25 protein-coding genes are annotated in these 23706 nt (G+C 65.1%); 11 read left to right on the top strand and 14 right to left on the bottom strand.

The window, feature by feature from the left end:
* The first annotated feature begins 56 nt into the window (after nucleotides 1–56).
* The 8 genes from B015_RS0118235 (at nucleotide 57) to B015_RS0118200 (ending at nucleotide 7306) form a co-directional block, all read left to right on the top strand.
* A complete protein-coding gene (locus B015_RS0118235) occupies nucleotides 57–992 on the top strand; it encodes an ABC transporter permease (RefSeq protein ID WP_026227441.1) in 936 nt (311 codons plus the stop codon).
* Nucleotides 992–1786: an ABC transporter permease gene (locus B015_RS0118230; protein ID WP_018429170.1), complete on the top strand. Its 795-nt coding sequence runs from the start codon at nucleotides 992–994 to the stop codon at nucleotides 1784–1786. The genes B015_RS0118235 and B015_RS0118230 overlap by 1 nt, the downstream gene beginning before the upstream one ends.
* Nucleotides 1786–2871, top strand: coding sequence for an ABC transporter ATP-binding protein (locus tag B015_RS0118225; RefSeq protein WP_018429169.1), 1086 nt, complete (start codon nucleotides 1786–1788; stop codon nucleotides 2869–2871). The genes B015_RS0118230 and B015_RS0118225 overlap by 1 nt, the downstream gene beginning before the upstream one ends.
* Before the next feature lie 75 nt (nucleotides 2872–2946).
* Nucleotides 2947–4440, top strand: a complete 1494-nt coding sequence (locus B015_RS0118220; protein WP_040456911.1) for an NAD(P)/FAD-dependent oxidoreductase — start codon at nucleotides 2947–2949, stop codon at nucleotides 4438–4440.
* A gap of 9 nt (nucleotides 4441–4449) precedes the next feature.
* Nucleotides 4450–4950: a hypothetical protein gene (locus tag B015_RS0118215; protein WP_018429167.1), complete on the top strand. Its 501-nt coding sequence runs from the start codon at nucleotides 4450–4452 to the stop codon at nucleotides 4948–4950.
* Nucleotides 4947–5522 carry a peroxidase-related enzyme gene (locus B015_RS0118210; protein ID WP_018429166.1) on the top strand — a complete coding sequence of 192 codons (576 nt, stop codon included), beginning with the start codon at nucleotides 4947–4949 and terminating at the stop codon, nucleotides 5520–5522. The genes B015_RS0118215 and B015_RS0118210 overlap by 4 nt, the downstream gene beginning before the upstream one ends.
* 37 nt (nucleotides 5523–5559) lie before the next feature.
* A complete protein-coding gene (locus B015_RS31190; protein ID WP_018429165.1) occupies nucleotides 5560–6168 on the top strand; it encodes an XRE family transcriptional regulator in 609 nt (202 codons plus the stop codon).
* 58 nt (nucleotides 6169–6226) lie between these two features.
* On the top strand, nucleotides 6227–7306 hold the full coding sequence (locus B015_RS0118200) for an NAD/NADP-dependent octopine/nopaline dehydrogenase family protein (RefSeq protein WP_018429164.1): 1080 nt from the start codon (nucleotides 6227–6229) through the stop codon (nucleotides 7304–7306).
* Nucleotides 7307–7352: 46 nt separating this feature from the next.
* Here the strand turns inward: B015_RS0118200 and B015_RS0118195 are convergent, their stop codons facing one another.
* Genes B015_RS0118195 through B015_RS0118180 form a run of 4 tightly spaced genes read right to left on the bottom strand, consistent with a single transcriptional unit; the run spans nucleotide 7353 to nucleotide 10055 of the window.
* On the bottom strand, nucleotides 7353–8162 hold the full coding sequence (locus B015_RS0118195; RefSeq protein ID WP_018429163.1) for an anti-sigma factor: 810 nt from the start codon (nucleotides 8160–8162) through the stop codon (nucleotides 7353–7355).
* Nucleotides 8159–8716, bottom strand: coding sequence for a sigma-70 family RNA polymerase sigma factor (locus B015_RS0118190; RefSeq protein WP_018429162.1), 558 nt, complete (start codon nucleotides 8714–8716; stop codon nucleotides 8159–8161). The genes B015_RS0118195 and B015_RS0118190 overlap by 4 nt, the downstream gene beginning before the upstream one ends.
* Before the next feature lie 19 nt (nucleotides 8717–8735).
* Nucleotides 8736–9068, bottom strand: coding sequence for a cupredoxin family copper-binding protein (locus B015_RS0118185; RefSeq protein WP_018429161.1), 333 nt, complete (start codon nucleotides 9066–9068; stop codon nucleotides 8736–8738).
* A gap of 30 nt (nucleotides 9069–9098) precedes the next feature.
* Nucleotides 9099–10055 carry a metallophosphoesterase gene (locus B015_RS0118180; protein ID WP_026227439.1) on the bottom strand — a complete coding sequence of 319 codons (957 nt, stop codon included), beginning with the start codon at nucleotides 10053–10055 and terminating at the stop codon, nucleotides 9099–9101.
* A gap of 207 nt (nucleotides 10056–10262) precedes the next feature.
* Between B015_RS0118180 and fghA the strand changes: the two genes are divergently transcribed.
* The gene (gene fghA, locus B015_RS0118175; RefSeq protein WP_026227438.1) at nucleotides 10263–11096 is read left to right on the top strand and encodes an S-formylglutathione hydrolase; all 834 of its coding nucleotides are present in this window, start codon (nucleotides 10263–10265) and stop codon (nucleotides 11094–11096) included.
* Between the two features lie 48 nt (nucleotides 11097–11144).
* On the opposite strand, the gene B015_RS0118170 is transcribed toward fghA, so the two are convergent.
* A complete protein-coding gene (locus B015_RS0118170) occupies nucleotides 11145–12083 on the bottom strand; it encodes a LysR family transcriptional regulator (RefSeq protein WP_018429158.1) in 939 nt (312 codons plus the stop codon).
* 72 nt (nucleotides 12084–12155) lie between these two features.
* Here B015_RS0118170 and B015_RS31185 point away from each other — a divergent pair, with 72 nt between their 5' ends.
* Together B015_RS31185 and B015_RS0118160 are read left to right on the top strand one after the other, a co-directional pair.
* On the top strand, nucleotides 12156–13556 hold the full coding sequence (locus tag B015_RS31185; protein ID WP_157632782.1) for an MFS transporter: 1401 nt from the start codon (nucleotides 12156–12158) through the stop codon (nucleotides 13554–13556).
* A 38-nt stretch (nucleotides 13557–13594) separates the two neighbouring features.
* The gene (locus B015_RS0118160; protein ID WP_018429156.1) at nucleotides 13595–14650 is read left to right on the top strand and encodes an alpha/beta hydrolase; all 1056 of its coding nucleotides are present in this window, start codon (nucleotides 13595–13597) and stop codon (nucleotides 14648–14650) included.
* Between the two features lie 39 nt (nucleotides 14651–14689).
* On the opposite strand, the gene B015_RS31180 is transcribed toward B015_RS0118160, so the two are convergent.
* The 9 genes from B015_RS31180 to B015_RS0118115 all read right to left on the bottom strand — a co-directional run bounded on the left by B015_RS31180 (nucleotide 14690) and on the right by B015_RS0118115 (nucleotide 23698).
* Complete coding sequence (locus B015_RS31180; RefSeq protein ID WP_018429155.1) at nucleotides 14690–15646, bottom strand: LysR family transcriptional regulator; 957 nt, start codon at nucleotides 15644–15646, stop codon at nucleotides 14690–14692.
* A 52-nt stretch (nucleotides 15647–15698) separates the two neighbouring features.
* Nucleotides 15699–17132, bottom strand: a complete 1434-nt coding sequence (locus tag B015_RS0118150) for an aminobutyraldehyde dehydrogenase (protein WP_018429154.1) — start codon at nucleotides 17130–17132, stop codon at nucleotides 15699–15701.
* Between the two features lie 49 nt (nucleotides 17133–17181).
* Nucleotides 17182–18222: an ABC transporter ATP-binding protein gene (locus tag B015_RS0118145; RefSeq protein ID WP_018429153.1), complete on the bottom strand. Its 1041-nt coding sequence runs from the start codon at nucleotides 18220–18222 to the stop codon at nucleotides 17182–17184.
* Nucleotides 18223–18224: 2 nt separating this feature from the next.
* The gene (locus B015_RS0118140) at nucleotides 18225–19028 is read right to left on the bottom strand and encodes an ABC transporter permease (protein WP_018429152.1); all 804 of its coding nucleotides are present in this window, start codon (nucleotides 19026–19028) and stop codon (nucleotides 18225–18227) included.
* Nucleotides 19021–19842, bottom strand: a complete 822-nt coding sequence (locus B015_RS0118135; protein ID WP_026227435.1) for an ABC transporter permease — start codon at nucleotides 19840–19842, stop codon at nucleotides 19021–19023. The genes B015_RS0118140 and B015_RS0118135 overlap by 8 nt, the downstream gene beginning before the upstream one ends.
* Before the next feature lie 26 nt (nucleotides 19843–19868).
* Nucleotides 19869–20909, bottom strand: a complete 1041-nt coding sequence (locus B015_RS0118130; RefSeq protein ID WP_026227434.1) for an ABC transporter substrate-binding protein — start codon at nucleotides 20907–20909, stop codon at nucleotides 19869–19871.
* 42 nt (nucleotides 20910–20951) lie between these two features.
* Nucleotides 20952–21428, bottom strand: a complete 477-nt coding sequence (locus B015_RS0118125; protein WP_018429149.1) for a DUF3830 family protein — start codon at nucleotides 21426–21428, stop codon at nucleotides 20952–20954.
* Between the two features lie 525 nt (nucleotides 21429–21953).
* Nucleotides 21954–22727, bottom strand: a complete 774-nt coding sequence (locus B015_RS0118120) for a gamma-glutamyl-gamma-aminobutyrate hydrolase family protein (RefSeq protein ID WP_026227433.1) — start codon at nucleotides 22725–22727, stop codon at nucleotides 21954–21956.
* Nucleotides 22728–22915: 188 nt separating this feature from the next.
* The gene (locus tag B015_RS0118115) at nucleotides 22916–23698 is read right to left on the bottom strand and encodes an exodeoxyribonuclease III (RefSeq protein ID WP_018429147.1); all 783 of its coding nucleotides are present in this window, start codon (nucleotides 23696–23698) and stop codon (nucleotides 22916–22918) included.
* Between the last annotated feature and the right edge of the window lie 8 nt (nucleotides 23699–23706).

Genomic DNA, 23706 nt, shown 5'->3' with positions numbered 1-23706 from the left:
GTCAGATGGTGACTAGCAACACGACTGCCGGATACGGCGCGCCGCGGGATGCGGCGGTGCCACGGTATTCAACCCGTATAGCCAAAATCGTCAATTCGAGCCTCTACCGCCACACGCTGGGGGCGGCGGTCGAGTCGCGCTGGGGGCGGCTGATCCTGCTCGCCGGCGTGCCGCTGGTCTGGCTGATCGCGCTCCATATCGGGCCGATCTATCAGATGCTGAAGATCAGCCTGCTGTCGCACTATCCGGTGCAGCCGGGCGTCGAAAGTCACTTCACGCTCGCCAACTACCGGCTGTTCTTCAGCGAGGCGCTGTACTTCTCGCCGCTGATCAAGAGCTTCATATTCGCGACCCTCGCAACGGCTTCGACGCTGATCGTGGTCTATCCGGTTGCCTATTATGTCGCCAAGGTCGTGCGGCCCGAGGGCCGCTCCAAGGCGCTGCTGCTGCTGCTGGTGCCGTTCTGGGCAGGTGAGCTGATCCGTACCTTCTCGGTCATCATGCTTCTGGCCAACCGCGGTGCGGTCAACGTGCTGCTGCGCGAGATCGGACTGATCGACCGGCCGATCCCGATGCTCTACACCTCGTTCTCGCTCGGCTTCGGCCTGGTCTATCTCATCTGCCTGTACATGCTGTTGCCGCTTTATTCGGCGATCGAGAAGATCCCCACACAATATCTCGACGCTGCCGCCGACCTCGGCGCCGGGCCGTTCACGCGCTTCCGCAAGATCATCCTGCCGTTGTCGAAGGACGGCATCGTGTCGGGCTGCTGCCTGGTCTTTCTCACCTGCATCGGCGTCTTTGCCACCCCGATGATGCTCGGTGGCCCGAACACGGTGCTGTTCCCCGAAACGATCAGCGGCTTCTTCCACGGCGCCAGCGACAAGTGGCCGGTGGGTGCTGCCTTTGCGCTGATCATGCTGGTCACCGCGCTGATCGCGGCCGGCATCTTCATGCGCCTGGTCGGTGGACGCAAAAGGAGTGCAATCTGATGCGCAACATGTTTGCCGATGCCCCGCGCGCGTCGCTGACCGCGGCCTACTGGGCCTTCATCCTCTATCTGCTCCTGCCGCTTACGCTGATGATGGCGATGAGCTTCAAGGGCGCAAACTACATCGCCTTCCCGATCGGGGAGTGGACGTTCGACTGGTACGTCCAGGTGATGCAGGACAAGCAGTTCCTGGACGCCTGCCTCTATTCGATCATGATCGCGGCGGCGACCACGCTTGCTGCAACGATCCTTGGAACCTGGATCGCCATGCTGATCGTGGCCGAGGGCATTCGCGGCCAGGTCGTCATCTTTGCCATCGCCTGCCTGCCGGCGGTCGTGCCGGGCATGATCTCGGCGATTTCGCTGCGCATCTTCATTTCGACCGTCGACATGCCGACGGGAACGATGGCGATCATCCTGGGGCACACGGTGCACGCCGTGCCCTTCGTCGTGGTGATGGCGCTCACCCGCCTGCGCACGATGCCAGGCAATCTGGTCGACGCCGCCCGTGACCTCGGTGCCGACAGCGTCGTCGCCTTCTTCCGCGTGACGCTGCCCTATCTGTGGCCGGCGCTGTTCGGCGGCATGATCTTCTGCGTGCTTTTGTCGATCGATGACTTCGTCCGCACCTTCTTCCTGGGCGGTTATCGTCCGACCCTGCCGATGCTGATCTTTGCCAAGGTGCAGGGCGGCATGTCTCCCGAAATCAACGCCATGGCGACGCTCGTGCTGGTGGTTACCGCCGCCGTCGGGCTCTACGCCGAATACATGACCCGCCGCGCGAGGACCCGCTGATGGAACCCGTCGTCAAGTTCGACAACGTCACCAAGAGCTACGGCAAGCACGTTGCCGTCGAAAACCTGAACCTGAGCATCGAGCGCGGCAAGTTCGTCACGCTTCTGGGCCCGTCCGGCTGCGGCAAGTCGACCTCGCTGCGCATGCTCGGCGGCTTCGAGACGCCGAATGCGGGCCGCATCCTGCTCGGCGGCAAGGACGTGACCCGGCTGCCGCCCAACAAGCGCAACGTCAACATCGTGTTCCAGGACTATGCGCTGTTTCCGCATATGAGCATCGCCAAGAACATCGCCTTCGGCCTGGAGCTGCAAGGGCACGACAACCAGCACATCCATCGCCGGGTGTCGGAGCTGCTCGAACTGGTGCAACTGCAGGATTTCGCCAAGCGCCTGCCGTCGGAGCTTTCGGGCGGCCAGCGCCAGCGCGTGGCGCTGATGCGGGCGCTGGCGCCGGATCCCGAGGTGCTGCTGCTCGACGAGCCGCTGTCGGCGCTCGACGCCAAGCTGCGCCAGCAGATGCAGATCGAGCTCAAGTCGATCCAGGAGAAGACCGGCAAGACCTTCATGTTCGTGACCCACGACCAGGAAGAGGCGCTGACCATGTCCGACACCATCGTGGTGATGAACAAGGGCAAGATCGAGCAGATGGGCGACCCGAACACGCTCTACGGCAAGCCGGGCAGCGTCTTCGTCGCCAACTTCATCGGCGAGACCAATCTGTTGCGCAGCACGGTGCTGGGCACCGAGGGCGATGTCGCGGCGCTGAACTGGAACGGCATCACCATCAAGGCCGAGCAGGGCGGGCTCACGCCCAAGGCTGGCGACCATCTTTATGTGGTGCTCCGCCCCGAGGCGATCCACTGCTCGACGGCGGAGCCGACCAGCGTCAACCGCATCAAGGGCAAGATCCGTCAACGCGTGTTCAAGGGCAACCACACTTCGCTGTCGATCGAGGTCGGCGACGGCGCTGTGCTCAACACGCTCGTGCATCCGTCCGACGTCGCGCAGATCTCCGGCGAGGACATCTGGGTCGGCTGGAAGGCCGAGAGCACGACGGTCATCCCCGATCGCCACGCGGTCAACTGAGGAGGGACGGCCGCACTGATCAGGTGCGGCCATCACGGGACAATGCCAAACGATGACCTCGAGGGAGCGGTGACCATGACTTACGACGTACAGGCGCCGCTCAAGGCCGCAGCTGCCAATCTGGCAGAGCTGGAACAGCGGGTGCGCGACGATCTCGCCTGCATGTGCTATCCGCCCGCCAACTGGGTGGCGCCGACCAAGGCCGATGAGACGGTCCACGACGTCGTCGTCATCGGCGGAGGAATGTGCGGAATGGTGGCCAGCTTCGCGCTGCTCGCCGGCGGCATGCGCAACATCCGCATCTTCGACCGCAGTCGCGAGGGTTTCGAAGGGCCGTGGCTGACCTATGCGCGCATGGAGACGCTGCGTTCGCCCAAGCAGTTGGTCGGCCCGGCCTATGGCATGGCGTCGCTGACCTTCCGCTCCTGGTACATTGCCCAGTTCGGCAACGAGGCCTGGGCCGAGCTCGACAAGATCCCGCGGCCGATGTGGATGGACTATCTCCGCTGGTACCGGAAGGTGCTGGAGCTGCCGGTCGAGAACGGCGTCGAGGTCGACAAGATCGTGCCCGAGGGCGAGCTGATGCGCCTGACGCTGAAGGGCGAGGGCGCGCGCGAAAAGTCGGTTCTTGCGCGCAAGGTGGTGATGGCCACGGGGCGCGACGGCATGGGCCATCCCAGCATTCCCGGCTTCGTCGCCGGCCTGCCGCGCAGATGCTGGGCGCATTCGTCCGACGCCATCGACTTTGCCACCCTGCGCGGCAAGCGTGTCGCTGTCGTCGGCGTCGGTGCGTCTGCCGTCGACAACGCAGCCGAAGCACTCGAGGCGGGTGCTGCCGAAGTGCGCCACCTGATCCGCCGCAAGCAGATGCCCACCGTCAATAAGCTGATGGGCATCGGTTCGTTCGGCTTCACGGCGGTGTTCCCGAAGCTCGACGATGCCAGGCGCTGGCAGATCATGAACTATTCGCTGCGCACCCAGACGCCGGCGCCGCGCGGCTCGACCATGCGCGTCAGCCGCCATCCGAACGCCTATTTCCATTTCGATGCGGCAGTCGAGAAGGTCGAGCTCGACGGCGAAGAAATCGTCATCACTACGCCTTCGGGCAAGACGGTGCGGACCGATTTTCTCATCCTCGGCACCGGCTTCACGGTCGATCCGCTGGCACGCAAGGAACTCGACGGCTACGCCGACAAGATCGCGCTCTGGCAGGACCGCTACACCCCGCCTGTCGGCGATGAGAATGGCGACCTCGGCAAGTTCCCCTATCTCGCCGACGACTTCACCTTCACCGAGCGCGAGCCTGGTACCGCGCCGTGGCTGTCCAACATCCACAGTTTCAATGCAGGCGCTGCCGCCAGCCTCGGCAAGATGAGCGGTGACATCCCCGGCATCAGCGAAGGTGCGGCCCTGCTCGCCCGCGAGATCGCCGCCAGGCTCTACCACGAGAATTTCGGCCAGCATTGGCAGCGGCTGCTCGACTACGACACGCCGGAACTGCGCGGCGACGAATGGACGCCGTCGTCGCTGCCGGACGACGAGCGGGTCGCTGCCCGCAAGCAGGCATAGGAGGAAGGCATGGCCGAAACGAAAGACGTGATCGCCGAGATCGTCGGCATCGAGCCGGGCAGCACGCTGGCGCAGGTGGTGGCGGGCCGGGCCGACATCATGGCGCTGACCCAGCAGACCCACGACGGCGCGCTGATGCCGGAAACGCCAGGCGGGCTGTCCCATGCCGAGCGCGCCGCGCTCGCCTGCCGCATCGCCAAAATCAACAACGAAACTGCGTTCGAGGCGCATTTCGAGGCGCTGATGGACGAGGCCGGCGCGTCGGATGCCACGGCCCGCATTGCCGACATCTGGTTCGACGGTGGCAGCGACGCAAGGCTCAAGGCGCTGATCCGCCATGTCGATCTCGTGGCGCATGCGCCCAAGGATGCGACGCGGCGCGACATCGAACTCCTGCGCGAGGCTGGCATCGCCGAGCCCGACATTGTCCGGCTGGCGGAGCTTGTCGCTTTCGTCAGCTATCAGATCAGGGTTGCCGCCGGGCTGCGGTTGATGCGGGGGCTGGCATGAGCAGGATCGTTCACGAATTCACCACCGATATCCCGGCCTGGAAGCCCTATGTGAAGCCGCTCGACCTTACCGAGGCGAGCCCCGAGCAGCTCGATGCGCTGAAGATCACGCCGTCCAATACCAAGGTATCGGACTATGTGCTGGTGCTGGCGCATGATGTGGAGACGCTGAAGCACCGAACGCCGCTGTTCAACGGCGTCATGTACAACAAGGGCGGCCTGTCGCGGGCCGAGCGCGAGATCGGCGCGGTCGGCGCCTCGATCGTCAACCGCTGCATCTATTGCGCTGCCGTGCATGCCGGCCGCTACAACCAGCTGACCAAGGACGAGACGGTCATCGACGCGATCTTTGCCGATGGCGTCGATGCCGAGATCGAGCCGCGGCTCAAGGCCATCCTCGATTTCTCGGTCAAGCTGTCCAAGTGTCCGCAGGACGCCAACGAGGACGACATGCAGGCACTTGTCGATGCGGGCCTCGCCAGAGACGAGATCCTCGACCTCATCTTGTCGACGGCGTTGTTCGGCTGGGCCAACCGGCTGATGCACACGCTCGGAGAACCGATCGCGGAATAGGCGCTGCCGCTGGGCACGGAGGAGGAAGGGGGAGCAGATGAACATAGCCAGTCCACCCGAAATCGGGCCGCGCCTGCAGGCGTTCCGCAAGGAGCGCAAGCTTACGCTCGCCGATCTGTCGATGATGTCGGGTGTGTCGCGCTCGGTGCTTTCGGAGATCGAGCGCGGCAGTGCCAATCCAACCTATGGCACGCTGTGGCACCTGACGCGGGCGTTGGATGTCGATCTCAACAGCCTGATGAGCGGCGCCTCGGAAGAGCGTGGCGACCGCATCGATCTGCAGCCGGAGAATTTGACGCCGACCATCAGGAGTGTCGACGGCAGCTGCACGCTGCAGATCCTGTCGCCGGCCGGAATGGTGCCGCTGATCGAATGGTACCTGCTCGATTTCGAGCCGCATGGCAGGCTCACCAGCGAGCCGCACGGAACTGGCACGGTCGAGCATCTGCACTGCACCGAAGGCGAGATCGTGGTGCGCAGCGCCACCTCGGAGATGATGGTGCGCTCGGGCGAGACGGCGCGCTACGCCGCCGACGTGCCGCACTCGCTGACCAGCGTCGGGCCGACCGCTGCCAGGGCATTCCTGGTCGTGGCATCAGCCGATGTCGGCAGCAGCGCGACGCGAGCCCTGTCGCGCCAGAAATGAACGTGCGGGTGCCGTTGCGCTTCCGGGAAATGTTTTTGACCAGAAAGGATTGTTTGAAATGCGGGTAGGTATTGTCGGTGCGGGCTCGATCGCCTTCGGAACGGCGGCGTTTCTCGAACAGCAGGGCCACAAGGCGACTCTGTGGTCGCCGTCGGGCGAGCGCACCAAGGCATTGGCCAGGGGCGAAGCCCTGGTCGCACAGGGCGCGGTCGAAGGCACGTTCCACCCCGCCGCCGCTGAAAGCGCCGAGGCGCTGGTTGCCGGCGCCGAGGTCATCGTGATCGCGCTGCCGGCCTATGGCCACAAGGCGGTGCTCGATGCAATCGCGCCGTACATCCGCCCCGACCAGACCATCGTCATCAGCTCGCACGCTTCGTTCGGCGCGCTCTATCTGTCGCGCCTGCTCGCCGCGCGTGGCGTGGTCGCGCCCATCGTCGGCTGGGGCACAACAGTTGTTTCCGGTCGCCAGCTCAGCCCGACCTCGGTCAACGTCAACACGGTGCGCAAGAAGATCGACCTGTCGACGGTGCCGGCCTCGCGCAGCGCCGACGGCCTCGCCATCTGCCAGGCGCTGTTCGGAGACCGTTTCGTCGATCGCGGCAGCCTGATGGCCATCGCCCTGTCCAACCTCAACCCGCAGAACCACATGGGCATCGCGCTCGGCAACATGACGCGCATGGAGCGTGCCGAGACCTGGAGCCAGGGCCAGAACGTGACGCCGAACGTCGGCCGCCTGCTCGAGCAGCTCGACGAGGAGCGCATTGCGATCGCCACCAAGCTCGGCCTCGAAGTGCGCAACATCTTCCAGCACTTCCATCTGTCGTTCCACGTGCCGATGAGCTCGATCTCGCAGATGAACCAGGAGATGCATGAGGCCGGCAATGGCGGGCAGGGACCGACCACGGCCGACAGCCGCTACGTCACCGAGGACGTACCGTTCGGCCTGGTGATGACCGCCAAGATCGGCCGTCTCGCCGGCCAGCCGGCCGAGCTGCACGAATCCGGAGTCAGGATTTTCTCGGCCATGTATGGCCGCGATTTCAACGCCGAGAACGACCTGCTTGCAGCGCTCGATCTCGATGCGATGTCGCTGGCCGAACTCAACGGCCTCTGCCGCGACGGATATGCGGTAGCTTAAGGTCTGGGTACCGCGGGTGCGGCGGCCTGGCGGCCGCTGCACCCTACTATTTCGGTGGCGCAGCAGACGTCGCTGCCGCGCGGAAACGGTCGGCGAATTGCTGCAGCTCGTCGCGTCCGATGTCCGAAACAGCCCAGTAGGAAAATGTGCCGTCGCTCCACCGCACAATCGGGAAGCCACCGGCGGATAGGTCGGGCGCGCCGGCCTGCGGCGCTGGCTGGTCCTGCGGTATCGCGATCAAGGTGATCAGGTGCTTGCGCAACTGGTAGACCAGCGCCGGCACCGGCTTGCCATCGATCACTTCGACACGACCGCCAACCAGCGCATATCCAACCGCCGACAGGTCGACCGCGGGCGGGGACACGCCGATCCGCGCATCGAGCCAGGGCTTGACCGTGTGACGGTCTGAGGATGCGACATCGACTGCGCTTGCCGCAAGAAGGCTGCGCCTGTGGCTGCCGGCGATCTCGGACGCGAAGCCCTGGAGTGCCGGACCCTGGGTCGCCCAGTAGGTTGCGCTGCTCGCCAGGAAGGCCGTGACCAGGATCGAGGCGGCGAGCGCCCGCCAGTCGAAGGACTGATCGCTACGCCGCGCAGGCGCTGCCAAGGGCGTCCCTGCGTGATGCAGTTCTTCGATCCTTGCCAGCAGCTGCGGGCTCGGCTGTTGCGGCGGCAGGGCCTGAAATGCCGTTTTCAGCGCGACGATACGTGCGTGTTCAGCCGCGAGGGCAGGGTCGCTGGCCATCTGTCGTTCGAGGGCGAGTGCCGTTGCCGCATCAAGTTCGCCATCGGCCAGCGCATGCAGCAGAAGCCTGATGTCGGGGGGATCGGTGGATATGGTGCCCGGCGTGGTCATTTGAGGTCCCCGAGTTCGGCGATCAGCAGGGCGCGCGCCCTGGAAAGGCGCGACATCACCGTGCCAATCGGCAGGCACAGCATGGTGGCGATCTCGCGGTAGCTCAGGCCGTTGATGTCGCGCAGCACCACCACCTCGCGGAACGGATGCGGCAGGCCGGAGATCGCGCCCGCAAGCGCTGCCGCATCGGATTTTGCAATCAGCGCTGCTTCCGGGGTCGTGTCATCCTGCCCGTCATTGCCGGCAAGGCCGTCGAGATCGGACAGGTCGCCAGCCATGACAAGGCTGGGCGGGTGGTTCCTCGCCAACCAGCTGTAGGAGCAGTTGCGCACGATGGCGAGCAGCCAGGCGCGGGCGCTGCCGCCGGCATAGGTCGAGATGCCGGCATAGGCCTTGAGGCACGCGTCCTGGACGACGTCCTCGGCGTCGTCAGAACTGCCGGTAAGCCAGCGGGCCAGCGCCAGCGCGTCGCCGAGATGCGGCAGCACCACTTCGCCAAAGCGTCCGGCCGGTGTGTCTGTGTTCGGCACGACCTCGCCGGCCGGCGCGCTCATTTGGGCCTGCCGACCGCCTTCATGGGCTGACGGTGATCTTGCCCTGCATATGCGGGTGGATGCCGCAGAAGTAGGGAAAGTCACCAGAACTCGCGAATGTGAAGGCATAGGTGTCGCCGGTGTCAAGCGCCTTGGAGCGGAACGACCCGTCCGCGGCCACGACCAGATGCGGAATGTCGTCGTCATTCTCGAAGACGACCGTCGTTCCCGCCTTGATCGCCAGGTCCTGAGGCGTGAAGGCGAAGTTCTCGATCTTGACGCGAACCGGGTCTGCGGCGCGCAGCGGCATGGGCATCGCTGCCGCGCCCAGGGCGACGAAGATCGCCAGCAGTGAAAGCCTGTTGGACGGCATGGCATTTTCTCCAGAGGGCGGCATCGCCGTTCATGCCCCGGCCAGGGTGGTGTCGATGATGGCAAGCTCGGTCTTGCCTTGCTTGACTGCGACATCGGTGATGCCGAGCAGGCTGCGCAGCTGTCCGGCCGGAACCGTCATCGGTCCGGGGGCAGGGGCTGTTCCGGGCGCGGGCTGGGGGAAGGCCGTCGAGCGCGCCGTGTGGAAGGTCACATTGCCTTCGACCTTCTGCATGATCTGATGGATGTGCCCGTTGAGCACGGTGACCGAGCCGAAACGCTTGAGCAGCGCCAGCGCCTGGGTCGAGTCGTCGGTGCCCCAGCCCCATTCGGGATAGATCGTCCACAGCGGGATATGGGCGAAGACGACGATCGGGGTGGAGGCGCTGACCGGTTTGAGGTCGTCGGCAAGCCAGGCGAGCTGTTCGGCACCAAGATTGCCCAGGCCACCGGCCTTGAGATTGACGACATTGACCAGGCCGACGAAATGGATGCCGTTCTGGTCGAAGGAAAACCAGCCTGCGCCCTTGGTGTTCTTGCCGTAGCGGTCGAGATAGGCGCGGCCGTTGTTCTCGTCGATGACGTCGTGCTCGCCCGGCACATAGTGCACGTCGAAGCCGGCGCCGCCGATGATCTCGCGGGCGGTATCGAATTGCTCGGCCTTGGACAGGTGGGTGATGTCGCCGGTGTGGATCAGGAAAGAAGGCTTGACAGGCAGGGCATGGATCTTGCCGATCGCCTCTTTCAGCGTGTCGATCGCATGCGGGTTGGCGGCCTTGTCGAAGCCTATGTGGCTGTCGGAAATCTGCAGGAAGGTGAAGCCGCCTGAAAGCGCTGAAGCGGCCTCGGCTTCGCCGAGCAGGTTGAGCGAGACGGGCACGCCGCCCGAGACGGTCCAGAGCACGCCGGTGCCGGCCCAGAGCATGCATTCCAGTGCATGGCGGCGGGTGATGCCGTCGCCGTCGGTGTCATCGCGATGGGAGGTCATGTCGGTCTCCTCCGCGCCATCATGGCGCATGCATGAAGGACCGCGGTGCGGCCGGGTTTATTCCCGGCGGGAAGCGGCCGGGGCTTCACAGCAGCGTGATGGCCGGCATCCGGCATCAGGCGACATCCGATGTCTCTCTTTGAGTTGCGGCCTCATCCGTCTGCGGCTATGCCGGATCCGAGTTTGCAGGACGAGAAGGCAGATCAGATGAAGACCGTTTCCACGTCGAAGTCGCATGGCGGCATTCAGGGTGTCTATTCGCATGCCTCCGAGGCCTGCGCCTGTGACATGACCTTTGCCGTGTTCGTGCCGCCGCAGGCCAAGGACGGTCCGGTGCCGGTGCTGTGGTACCTGTCGGGCCTCACCTGCACCCATGCCAACGTCATGGACAAGGGCGAGTACCGGCGCCTGGCGGCCGAACTCGGCCTGATGATCGTCTGCCCCGACACCAGCCCGCGCGGCGAAGGCGTGGCCGACGAGAAGGACAACTGGCAGTTCGGTTCGGGCGCCGGCTTCTATGTCGATGCCACGCAGGCGCCGTTCGCCGCGAACTACCGCATGTACTCCTATGTCACGGAGGAACTGCCTGCGCTGATCGCCGCGAACTTCCCCGCCGACATGTCGCGCCAGGCGATCTTTGGTCATTCGATGGGCGGGCATGGCGCTTTGACCATCGCACTCAAGAACCCCGAGCGCTTCAAGAGCTGCTCGGCCTTTGCACCGATTGCCCAGCCATCGACGGCCGGCTGGTCGAAGCCGGCGTTGGAGAAATATCTCGGCCCGGACGAGGCCGCATGGCGCGCCTATGATACGACGCTGCTGATCGAGGACGGCAAGCGCTTCCCGGAGTTCCTGGTCGACCAGGGTTCCGCCGACGGTTTCCTCAACGACGGCCTGCGCCCTTGGCTGCTCGAGGAGGCGTGCGGCAAGGCCGGCATCGGCCTCTCCCTGCGCATGCAGGACGGCTATGACCATTCCTACAACTTCATCTCGACCTTCATGGACGACCACCTCAAATGGCACGCCGAACGGCTGCGCTGAGACGCGGCTGATCAAGCTTTAGTGCCGTACGGACTGGTCGTGCGGTACCTAAAGAAGCGCTCCGGTTTCGCGCGTGAAGGTGTCGATCAGAAGACGCACGCCCGGCAGCATGCCGCGGTTGGCAGCATGGACAAGCGAAATATCCAGGCTGGGGCCGGCCCAGCCGGGCAACACGTGGATGGCGGTTCCCTCTGCGACCATCCTGCGGCCGACGAAAGTCGGCAACCGGCCAATGCCGAGCCCGGCTTCGATGGCCTCTGCGATGGCACGCACGCTGTTGGCCGACATGCGCGGCTTGAACTCGATTTTCACCGGCTTGTGGGCGTCGTGATGAAGTGCCCAGGTCTGGCTTTCGCTCGGGGCGATCTGCTCGCCGATCAGCGGACAGCCGGCGAGTTCGCCTGGGCGTGACGGCATGCCATGCGCAGCGATCAGGGACGGGGCGGCAAACATCGATGCCTCCGTGCTGCCGATCTTGCGGCGGATCAGCGAGGAATCCTTGAGCTTTCCGACGCGCACGGCAAGGTCGTACCCTTCGGCGACGAGATCGACGTAACGATCGGAAACGTCGATCTCGCAGCGCAGCTTCGGGTTGGCGGCGACGAAGCGCGCCACGATCCTGCCGAGGCCGGCCTCGACCAGCACCGACGACATGGTCAGCCTGAGCCGCCCGGAAGGCTCGGCCACCGCATGGGCTGCCTCGTCGGTTGCCCGCTGCAGAGCGTCGACGATCAGCCGGCCATGAATGAGGAAGCGCTTGCCCGGCTCGGTCAGCGACGAGCGCCGTGTCGTCCGCGCGATCAGCCTGACGCCGAGATGCTCCTCCAGCTCGGCCACCCGTTTGCTGACGGTCGCCAGCGGAACACCCATGGCGCGAGCCGCTGCGGTGAAGCTGCCCGTCTCGGCAACGCGGGTGAAGATGACGACGGCCTCGACCGGCGGAAGGCGTTCAACGGTCGGCCCCAGCGCTTTTCCATTATCTACCATTGTAGATACTAATTCCAGTTTGACCAAATTATCGCATCTGTCGGGATAATCTATCTTCTCCCCATGAACCAGATGTTTTCACACTCCTCACCCGAAGCCGGCACGCCGGCACAATCCGCGCGGCTGATGCTGGCAATCATCTGCGGCGCCCAATTCCTGGTGGTCATCGACGCCGTCGTCCTGATGGTTGCCGGCCCGGCGCTGGCGCAAGCCCTCGGCGCCAACGAACGCGACCTGCAATGGGTCTTCAACGCCTATGCGCTCACCTTTGGCGGGCTGCTGCTCCTGGCGGGCAGGGCGGGCGACCGCATCGGCCACCGCCGCGTCTTCACCGCCGGCGCGCTGGTCTTCGCGCTGTCTTCGCTCATCGGCGCCTTCAGCCAGTCGATGGCGATGCTGATCGCCGCAAGGGGCCTGCAGGGTGTCGGCTCCGCCATGCTGGCGGCCAATTCGCTGGCTCTGCTCACCTTGCACTTCCCCGCCGGCCCGTCACGGTTGCGCGCGCTCGGGCTGTTCGCCTCGTCGGCGACTGTCGGTGTTGCGTCCGGCACCTTGCTCGGCGGCCTTCTCACCAATTATTTCGGCTGGTCGTCGGTGCTGCTCGTCAATGTACCGCTCGGCCTCGCCATGGCCTGGGCCACGAGCAGGACGAAGGGGCAGTCCGAAACCGAAGCGGCGTCCGCAGCTGGCTTGGACTGGGCCGGTGCGGCCACGGCAACCCTTGGCTTCGCTGCCCTTACTCTTGGCATTGCCGAGATGGCGGCGCCGACCCCCATGACCTTGGCTATCCTGGCTGCTTCCATGGTGCTGCTCGGTGCCTTCGTCGCCATCGAGCGTCGCAGCGCCGCTCCGCTGCTCGACCTCGGCGTGCTCCGTCTCCGTCCTGTCGCGGCCGGCAACGCGCTGATTTTCGTCCACTCCGCCGGCCCGCTGGTCATGCTGTTTTTCGGGTCCCTGTACTTCCAGCAGGTGCGCGGTCTGCAACCGCTCGAAACCGGGCTGCTGTTCCTGCCAATGGCGCTTGCCTCGATCGCCGGGGCGCGTTTTGCTCCCGCCGCCATGGGGCGCCTTGCCCCGCGCATCATCGTGGCGCTCGGCTTTGTCTTGATGGGTGTCTCGGCCCTCATCCTGTCCTGGTTGCCGGCGGCGCCCGAGCCCTTCATCGCTGCGTCATCCGTGGCCTTCGCCATCGGCGGCTTCGGCTCGGCGCTTTCCTTTGTCTGCCTGACGGAAGCCGCAACCTCGTCGGCCAGAAAGGGCGAGGCAGGTATGATCTCGGGGCTGGTCAACACCTCGTTGCAGATGGGCGGTGCGTCGGTCCTCGCTTCGACCCTTGTCATTGCGGCAGTGGGCTCGTCCGCTCCGCTCGACGTTCATTCCAGTGCTTTCACCGCCGCTGCCGCTATCCTGCTTGCAGGCGCTGCCGCTGGCTTCTTCCTGCTCCCAGGCAAGTCCGGGCGGGCAGGGGCCTAGACATCGACAAACCCTCACAAACTTCCAGGAAAACCATCATGCGCCTCAACCGCAGGGAACTCGCCGCCATGTCTTTGTCCGCCCTCATGTTCGCCGCCGATGCCAGCGCCGAGACCGCCGCACCGGCGCCCGGACAACCAGCGCCGACGATCACCGACCCGCTTGGTCTCGTCGATCCCGAGCTTCGCCCGATCCTCGACCGGATCCCGCCGCTTCATCTCGGCATGGACAATCTGCAGGCGGTGCGCGGCACCCAGTTCCCTCCGGCCTTGCCGCTGCCGGCCATCCAGCCCGAGGACCGGTTCATTGCCGGCGGCGAGGGCAATTCGAAGCTGCGGATCGTCGTCCTCGATCCTGCCCCGGAGCGTTCCGCCAAGCCCGCGATCCTGCATATCCATGGCGGTGGTCTGGTCGTCGGCAAGCCGGAGGTCGCGATACAGGAACTGCAGCACCTGTCGGCCGAACTCGGCGCCGTCGTGGTGTCGGTCGACTATCGCCTCGCGCCCGAATATCCGTTTCCGGCCGGCCTGAACGACGCCTATGCGGCGCTCGCATGGCTGCATGGATCGGCGGAGGAGCTTGGTATCGATCCGCAACGCATCGCCGTGATGGGTGAAAGCGCGGGCGCGGGGCTGGCGGCAGCCGTCTCGCTCCGGGCACGCGACCGGAAAGAACTCCCGATCCGCTTCCAGCTGTTGCGCTACCCGATGCTCGACGACCGCACCGCTCTGCGCACGCCGCCCGCCCATGTCGGTACTTTCATCTGGAACTGGCAGTCTAACCTCTTCGGCTGGACATCTGCGCTTGGCCGCAAGCCGGTCATGGACGACGCGCCCGCGGAGGCCGTGCCGGCACGCGCAACCAGTTTCGGTGGCCTTCCGTCCACCTGGATCGGGGTGGGCACGCTCGATCTGTTCGCGCAGGAATCGATCGGTTTCGCGGCGCGACTGATGGAGGCCGGCGTGCCGGTCGAAATGTCGGTGGCGCCGGGTGCATACCACGGCTTTGACAGCATGGTTCCGCAGGCGCGCATCTCCGCCGCCTTCGCAGCCAGCTGGAAATCCGCCCTCGGGCGCGCATTGGGCGTCGACTAAGTCACGACAGGCCTGAGCCCACCGGTGGCTGTCTTACGTCTAGCCCTGGGCAGCCGCGCTGACGGCGGGTGACGTATCAACGGTCCAGGCGGTGCCGGGGCGCGAGCGGGCACAGAAGGCGCTGGCGCTCTGGCGGGCATATTCGGCAACCAGCTGAATGATCTTCTGGTGGGTGGACGACTGGTAGGTGGCGACGATCGGCATGGGCGGGAACCATTTCGCCACGTCCATCTGGTGCAGCAGCCCCAGCTTGAGCTCGCGTTCGATGGTGACGGTGGGAAGTGCGGCCACGCCGAAGCCGTCGATCAAAAGGTTGATGATGGCGAACAGCGAGTTCGAACTGGTCATCTTCGAGGCCAGCACGCGCTCGTCCTGGAAGTAGGGCGCGATCTGGCGGTAGGGCGGGGTGTCCTTGGGAAAGGTCACGATCGGCATGCGCGCCAGCTCGTCGACGCTGTAGGTCTGGCCTTGCTGCACCAGCTTGGGCGAGCCGGCCCAGGTCATCTGCCAGACGCAGGCGATGAAGCTGCGGAAGCCGTCGCCGATGGCGGGGTCGAGGCAAAAGATCAGGTCGAACTTGCCGCGTTCCATATGATGGACGAGGTCGGACGTGGCCTCGACGGTCAGCTCGATGCGGAGGTTGGGTGCTTCCTCGCGCAGCGTCTCCACCAGCTGCGGCATCCAGGTCGAGGCGACCGAGTCGATGACGCCGATGCGGATGGTGGTGGTGGCGGCGCGGTAGCCCTGCTTGAGCTCGCCGCGAAGGTCCTGAAGGTTCTCGATGACGCCCTGGAACACTTCGAGGGCGCGTTCGCCCTCCGGCGTCAGCCGGAATTCGCGGTCGCCACGATGCACCAGCCGGCAGCCGAACTCGGCTTCGAGCGCAGCCAGCCTGGTTGAAATGGCCGGCTGCGTCGTGTTCAGCTCCTGGGCTGTGCGCCCGAAGTGGCGGTTGCGCGCCAGCACGAGGAAAGTGTTCAGGTCGAGGATACGCATGGCGTATCTTCTACCAGAAAAGCGTGCCGGCACCATGATGCGACCCGATGGCTCAGGCCTGGGTCATGACGTGGCGAACCTGCGTGTATTCGAGCAGCGACTGCATCGACAGGTCGGAGCCATAACCAGAGTTCTTCATGCCGCCATGTGGCATCTCGGTGGCGAACGAGCCGTGGGTGTTGACCCAGGTGACGCCGTATTCGAGCCTGTCGGCAACGGAAGCCGCCGTTGCCAGGTCGCGCGACCAAACCGACGAGGCGAGGCCGTATTCGGAGGCGTTGGCCCAGTCGAGCGCGGTCTCGACGGAATCGACAGGCGTGATTGTCAGCACCGGCCCGAACACTTCCTTCTGCACGATCTCGGCCTCGAAGGGGGCTGCGACCAGCGTCGGCGCGTAGAAGAAGCCGGGCTGGTCGGGCACGGTGCCGCCGGCGATGATGTCGCAGCCATTGTCGTGGGCGCGCGAGACGAAGCCGGCGACCCGGTCGCGCTGGCGGGCGGTGATCAGCGGACCGAATTCGACGTCGTCACGTTCGGGCGCGCCGTAGACCAGCGTGCCGATCATCGCGGCCAGCCGTTCGGTCAGCTCGTCGGCGATGTCGCGGTGGGCGAGCACGCGGCAGGCGGCGGTGCAGTCCTGGCCGGCATTGTAGAAGCTCGCCTCGCGCAGCGTCTCGACCAGGCTGTCGAGATTGGCGTCGGCGGCGACGATGACGGGCGCCTTGCCGCCGAGCTCGAGATGGGTGCGCTTGATCATGTTGCCGGCTGCGGCGCGCAGCACGGCGCGGCCGGTGCCGACATCACCGGTCAGCGAGATCATGCGGACGAGGTCGTGCGAGATCAGCGTGTTGCCGATGTCGGGACCATTGCCGCAGACGACGTTGACGACGCCGGCGGGCAGCAGTTCGGCGAAGATTTCGGCCAGCGCCAGAAGGCTGAGCGGGGTGTGCTCGGACGGCTTGATGACCACGGTGTTGCCGGCGGCGATGGCCGGCGCGATCTTCCAGGCAGCCATCAGCAGCGGATAGTTCCACGGTGCGATCTGGGCAACGACGCCGATCGGATCGCGGCGCATGACGCTGGTGCGCTGGGCGTTGCGATAGTTGCCGGCGGCGGTGGCCGGCATGTTGCGCACGGCGGTGGCATAGAAACGGAAGACGTCGGCGACGTTGGCCAGTTCGCCTGCATGAACGTAGCGCAGCGGCTTGCCGGCATTGCGCGACTCGATCGGCGCCAGCAAATCTGCCCGTGCCTCGACGGCGTCGGCAATCGCAAAGAGGGCGCGGCTGCGCTCCTTCGGCGTGGTGCGCGACCAGCCCTTGTAGGCCTGGCCGGCGAAACGCACCGCTTCGTCGATCTGTGCCGGCGTGGCCGACCTCACCGAGGCCAGCGGCTTGCCGGTTGCCGGCTCGTAGGCCTGCTCGGCCTCGCCCTGACCTTCGACGAACTTGCCATTGATGAATAAACGCGTTTCAAACCCGCTCATAGTCGGCTCCATTTTCCGTCTTGTCTTTGGGTTGGTCTGCTGGGGGCGATCAGTCCGCGATGACGCGGATGCGCGCCGGATCGATCGACAACGACACTGCCTCACCGCTGGCGAAAACGTGATCGTTGCCGCTGAGCACCCTGACCGGCTGTCCCGCCAGCACCATCACGTAGCGGTTGCGCGCGCCGAGATAGACGCGGGTGCGCACTTCGCCTTCGATGTCGCCTGACTTGCCGATGGCGAGGTCCTCCTGGCGCAGCACCAGCCGCGCCGGGCCGCGCACCGCCTCGCTCTGCGACAGTTGCAGGCGCTGCCGGTCTGCAAGCACGGCCACCGGGCCGGTGTCGGTCGATTCGATGGTGACGGGGATGATGTTGGCCGAACCGAGGAAGTTCGAGGCGAACTCGGTCGCGGGGCGGCTGTAGATTTCGGCCGGGCTTCCCTGCTGCTCGACGCGGCCGCCATTCAGCAGCACGACGCGGTCGGACAGGCTGAGCGCCTCTTCCTGATCGTGGGTGACGAACAGCGTGGTCAGGCCAAGCCGCTTGTGGATCTCGATGAGCTCGACCTGCATGTCCTCGCGCAGGCGGGCGTCGAGATTGGACAGCGGCTCGTCAAGCAAAAGCACCTTGGGCTTGGAGACGATGGCGCGGGCCAGCGCCACGCGCTGCTGCTGGCCGCCCGAGAGCTGGCGCGGCTTGCGCTCGGCGAGGTGGCCGAGCTGCACGGTCTCGAGTGCGGCCTTGACGCGTTCGGCCTGCTCCTCGCGCGAGCCGATGCCGCGCATCCTGAGCGGAAAGCGGACGTTTTCCGAGACGCTGAGATGCGGCAGCAGTGCATAGGACTGGAACATCATGGCGATGTCGCGCTTTTCGGGCGGCAGCTCGGTCACGGTCTGGCCGTCGATGGCGACCGAACCTGAGGTGACGCTTTCGAGGCCGGCGACTGCGCGCAGCAGGGTGGTCTTGCCGCAGCCGGAGGCGCCGAGAAGGCTGACGAATTCGCCGGACGCGATGTCGAGCGTGATGCCATGCAGCACCTTCACATTGCCGAAGGATTTCTTGATGTCTTCAAGCCGTACGTTGGCCATGGTCAAGCACTCGCGAATTTCTTGATGCCGAGCAGCCGGTCGATGACCAGGATCAGCACGATGGTCAGGGCGATCATGATCGAGGACACTGCGGCCACGGAAGGATCGGGGCTGAATTCCAGCTGCCCGTAGATCTGCACCGGCAGGGTGGTCATGCCGGGCTTGCGCAGGAACAGCGACAGCACGGCCTCGTCAAAGGAGATGTTGAAGGCGAAAAAGGCGCCGGCCGCCAGGCCCGGTGCGCATTGCGGCACAACCACAAGCCACAGGCGCTGCATGCGGTTGGCGCCCATGGTCCGCGCCGCCTCCTCGAGGAAGGGATTGGATTCCGACAGCACGGCCAGCGTGGTGCGGATGACATAGGGCATGGCGATGACGGTGTGGCTGATCCACAGAACAGGCAGCGACACGGGGCCGACGACCGCGCTCCAGAACATCAACATGCCGATGGCGTAGATGATGGTGGGCAGCACCAGCGGCGACAGGAACAGCGAGGCCAGAACCTGCGAGCCGGGCAGCTGCTTGCGATGAATGGCAATGGCTGCAGCACCGCCGACGAACGTGGCCGTCACCGTCACCAGCAGGGCGACGATCAGGCTGACCAGTCCGGAGCTCAGATATTCCGGCGACGACAGCACCTTCTCGTACCACATCAGCGACAGGCCCTGCGGCGGGAAGCTGACGAACTGGTTGGCGGTCAGCGATGCGCCGACGACCACGATCAGCGGCGCAAGCAGCAAAAGGGCGGTCAGGGCGACGAAGACGATTGCCGCGATGCGGATCGAGGTGGGGACAGCCTTAACCATCGGAACGCCCCGTAAGCTTGATGTAGGGGATCAGCACCAGGATGACGCCGACGAAGAGGATGACGGCCTGGGCGGCGGCGAAGGGCCAGTCGAGCGTCTGGGTCACCGAATTGTAGATCGAGGAGGCGAGAACCTGGATTCGGGCGCCGCCGAGAAGGTTTGGCGTCACGAACGAGCTGGCCGAGAGCGTGAAGGCAAGCAGCGAGCCGGCGACGATGCCGGGCAGCGACAGCGGCAGCACGACCGAGCCGATGGTGCGCAGGAACGAACAGCCCATGGTGCGCGCGGCTTCCTCGAGGCGCGGGTCGATGCGGGTGATGACACCGAGGATCGACAGCGTCATGAAGGGCAGTAGCACCTGGACCATGCCGATGACGACGGCGGTCTCGGTCTGCATCAGATTGAAGCTGCGGCCGGCGAGGCCGAGATCGCGGAAAAGCTGCGGAATGAGGCCCGAGCGGTTGAGCAGCACCATCCAGCCGAAGGTGCGGACGACCACGCTGGTCATCAGCGGCAGGATCACCATGATCACCAGCCACAGGCGCAGCGACGGGCCGACGCGGGCCATGATGTAGGCGAGCGGAAAGCCGATGACGGCGCAGACGGCGGTGATGATCAGCGCCAGCTTCACGGTGCGCCAGAGCACGCTGAGATAGAAAGGATCGCCGAGGAAACGGGCGAAGTGTTCAAGTGTCGGGCCGCCAGGGCCCGACACCGAAAGCGCCAGCATCTGAAAGATAGGGAGGAAGAATGCCAGCGCGAGGAGGAGCAGGCCCGGGAGGACCAGTAAGAGGTTTTCAGTACGGTCGCTCACGGTGCCCGCTCTCCTGACGTCGAATGTTACTTGGCGATGGCCTTGTTCCAGGCCTCCACCCAGGCGGCGCGGTTGGCCTCGATCTTGGCCGGATCGAAGCGGATCAGGCCCTTCACGCCTTCTTCGCCGTAAGCGACGTCGGCTGCAACCTCAGGCGCAAGCTTGGCCTTCGAATTGGTGGGCGTGTAGCGCAGCGCTTCGGCAAAGCAGGTCTGGGCCTCGGCCGAGATCGACGTGTCGATGAACTGCAGCGCCAGGTCCTGGTTCGGGCGGTTGGCGACGAGGTTGGTCGTGATGTAGCTGGCCGGGGTACCTTCGGCGCCCTGGACGAACTTCGCCGGCAGTCCGGCAGTGCGCAGGGTGAAAGCGTAGTCCGAAGCATAAGGCGCAAGCCAGGCGTCGTTCTGGGCGAATTCCTGCTGGATCTCGGGCGACTTGGAGACGACGATGGCGCCGCCCTCGAGAAGCTTGCCGACGGCATCGAGACCCGGCTGGATGTTGTCGAGGTTGCCGCCCTCGACCTGATTGAGCATCAGGAAGCCGAGCATGCCGTAGCCGTTGGAGATGTCGGTGAGCACGAGATGTTCGCCGACGGCCGGATCGAGCAGGTCCTTCCAGCTCGACGGCGCCTTCGGTGCCTTGTCGCTGTTGTAGACCAGGCCGATGGCGGCGATCGAGTAGGCCGGGCCTTCGCCCTTGGCGAGGTTGGCCTTGGCGAAGTCATAGAGGTCGCCGGCGTTCTTCAGCTTGGTGGCGTCGATCGGGGCCAGCAGGCCTTCCGAAGCACCGACGATTTCCTGGCCGCCGGAGAAGTTGATGATGTCGAACTGGGGTGCCGCCTTCTGGGCGCGCAGCTGGGCGAAGGCATCGGAGGAGTAGGCGGTCACGATCTGGACCTTGGCGCCCGTCGCCTTCTCGAACGGCTCGATGATGCACTTCTTGTGGGCGGCCTCATAGGCGCCGCCGAAGGAATTGATGACGAGCGTCTTGTCCTGGGCACTGGCAGCACCTGCCGCCAGTGCAAGGATGGACGTGCTGAGCACAGCGATACTGAACCTGGATTTCATTGTAGTTCCCCTTCGGATTTAAGGTTGCAGTTAGAGGGTCGATCAGGCCAGGCGGCCGATTTCCACGACCTTGGCGCCTTCCGTACGGATCAGGCGGCACTGGGCGGCAATGCCCTCGAGATTCTCGGTCATCTTGCCGAAATAGGTGCAGGATATCCATCCGGTCGGGCCGAAGGTGCGGCCGCCGACGCCGTAGAACAGGCCGATCTCCCAGAACTCGGTCGGGTCGATCTTGAAGAAGTTCTTCGGCTGGTAGAACCACAGCAGCTCGCCGACTTCGGGCAGCACGGTCTGATTCTCGGGCGGAATGGTGGTCGGGTCGAAATTACGGGCTTCCTCGGGCAGGCCCATCATGATCTCGGGGCCGGAGAACATGGCGTGCGTTGCAGGCCACTGGATCGGCTTTTCCAGCGCGCCCCAGAGAGCCTTACAGGTCTCAGGAGCATTCTCCCAATAAAGCGTAATGATACCCGTCACGTCGGAATCGACGAATTTCAGGTATAGTTTGCGGTCGGTCATTGCGGCTCCTGTACGCTAAGAATGCCGTATTTCCGCGTTTTCGAGGTCCGATGTCCAATCGTCATTCGAAATTTGCCAGATAAAGAATTTTTATCGATGTAGGCTCGCCGGGGCATTTTTGTTCATTCGCTGCGGCTGGGGCGCAATAATATGCGCGGCGGCTTCAGTAGCTGACGTCAGGGCAACCGGAGCAGCCGCCAGTCGAGAGGCAAGCCGAAAGAACAGGATGAGCTGAGGAGGTGGCTTTCTGCGTTGGCGAGGCCGACAAGCTTGCTTTGCGCCAATGCGCCTTCATCGGTTTGCCACGCAAGCCACCTCTCCGCCATTTCATGGGGGCGAGGAAACGCCGATCGCCGACGCAGCACCCATAGCTGAGCAGTTGCTGCGATGTTGACGTGCGACCTCACAGAACTTGGGGTCCTCGCCCCCACGGAGTGGGGGAGAGGTGGCGCGGCGAAGCCGTGACGGTGGGAAACGAAGCCCGCTGTCGGTGGTCGCGACGGTGAGGAAAGGCTGGAGCGGATTTTACTCCGCAGCAGCCCTTGCCGCCTGACGCGCCACCGCATGGGCCCGCACGGCATCGCCAAACGCCTTGAAGATGCGCTGCGAGACATCGTCCGACTTGACCCAATATTCGGGGTGCCACTGCACGCCCACGGCAAAGGCCCTGGAATCGCGCACCGACACGGCTTCGACCGTGCCGTCGGGCGCGATGGCCTCGACCTGCAGCTTGGCACCGAGCCGCTCGACCGCCTGGCGGTGGACCGAGTTGACCAGGATGTCGCCGGGGCCGAATACACCGGCCAGGCAGCTGCCCGGCTTGATCGTCGCCGTCTGGCGGATGGCGAAACGTTCGTCCTGGTTGTCGCTGACGGGGGCGCGGTGATCGTCGATGCCGTCGCGCTCCTGGATCTCGGTGGCGAGCGAGCCGCCAAGGGCGACGTTGAGCTCCTGGATGCCGCGGCAGATGGCAAGCAGCGGCACGCCGCGCTCGATCGCCTTGCGGATCAGGGGCATGGTGGTGGAATCGCGGGCGAAATCGTAAGGACCATTGGCTTCCGTCGCCTCTTCGCCGTAAAGGCGCGGATCGACATTGGACTTGGAGCCGGTCAGCATCACGCCGTCGACCGACGACAACAACACGTCGAGGTCGAGGCGATCGCCGAAGGACGGCACCAGCACAGGCAGCACGCCGGCACCCGAAATTGCCGCCTCCAGATATTGCTGGGGCGCTGCATACCAGGTGTAGTTCTCGAACTGCTTGACGTCTGTCGACACGGCGACGAGCGGCTGGTGCATGATGGGACCTTCCAAACAACTGAGGTAACGAGGCAGGAATGCCTTGTCGCGGCGGCTGCCTTTCGGCCAAACCACCGCATCCTGGATGTCAGCTTATCTGCTCGCGGTCGGGTCGCTGTCCAATCGTCATTGGCAATGCGCCGCATAAGCGAGCGCTATCGAGGCCAGAGTTCCAGGATAAGTGCGCTCTAAGCCTGCGGCGCGCCGAGCTCGATCCAGACCGGCGCGTGGTCGCTGGCGTCGGCGAGGCCTCTGACGTCGCGGTCGATGCCGGCGGCTGAGAGGCGGCCGGCGAGATCGGGGCTCAGGAGCAGGTGATCGAGGCGCAGGCCGGCGTTGCGCTGCCACCTGTTTCGCCGATAGTCCCAGAAACTGTAGACGCCGTCGCCGGGAAATGCCCTGCGGATGCTGTCGGTCCAGCCTCGCTCGAGCAGTGCCTGGAACGCCGCGCGGCTCTGAGGCTGTACCAGCGCGTTGTCGTCATAGGACTGCGTCGCATAGACGTCGCGCACTTCGGGCGCGATGTTGTAGTCGCCGGCGAGCACGACAGGTATGCCGGCGGCGAGCAGGGCTGCGGCGTGTGCATTGAAGCGCTTGTGCCAGGCGAGCTTGTAGTCGAATTTCGGCCCCGGCTGCGGGTTGCCGTTGGGCGCGTAGAGGCAGCTAACGAGAATGCCGCCCACCGCAGCTTCGATGTAGCGGCTCTGGTCATCGTCGGGGTCGCCGGGCAGTTCCCATCGCGTCACCACAGGTTTTCCGTCCCTGGCCAATATCGCCACGCCGTTCCAGGCGCGCTCGCCGCGCCATACGGCGCCGTAACCGGCGTCTTCGAGCGCCTTGGCAGGGAACTCATCGTCGGCCGCCTTGAGTTCCTGCAGGCAGACGACGTCGGGTTTGGCCTGCTTCAACCACGCCAGCAGGTTTCCGAGCCTACGGTTGATGTTGTTGATGTTGAACGTGGCGATCTTCACGCCATTCG

The organism is Hoeflea sp. 108, assembly GCF_000372965.1.
Classification (GTDB): domain Bacteria; phylum Pseudomonadota; class Alphaproteobacteria; order Rhizobiales; family Rhizobiaceae; genus Aminobacter.
This window is presented reverse-complemented; position numbering and strand designations above follow the sequence as displayed.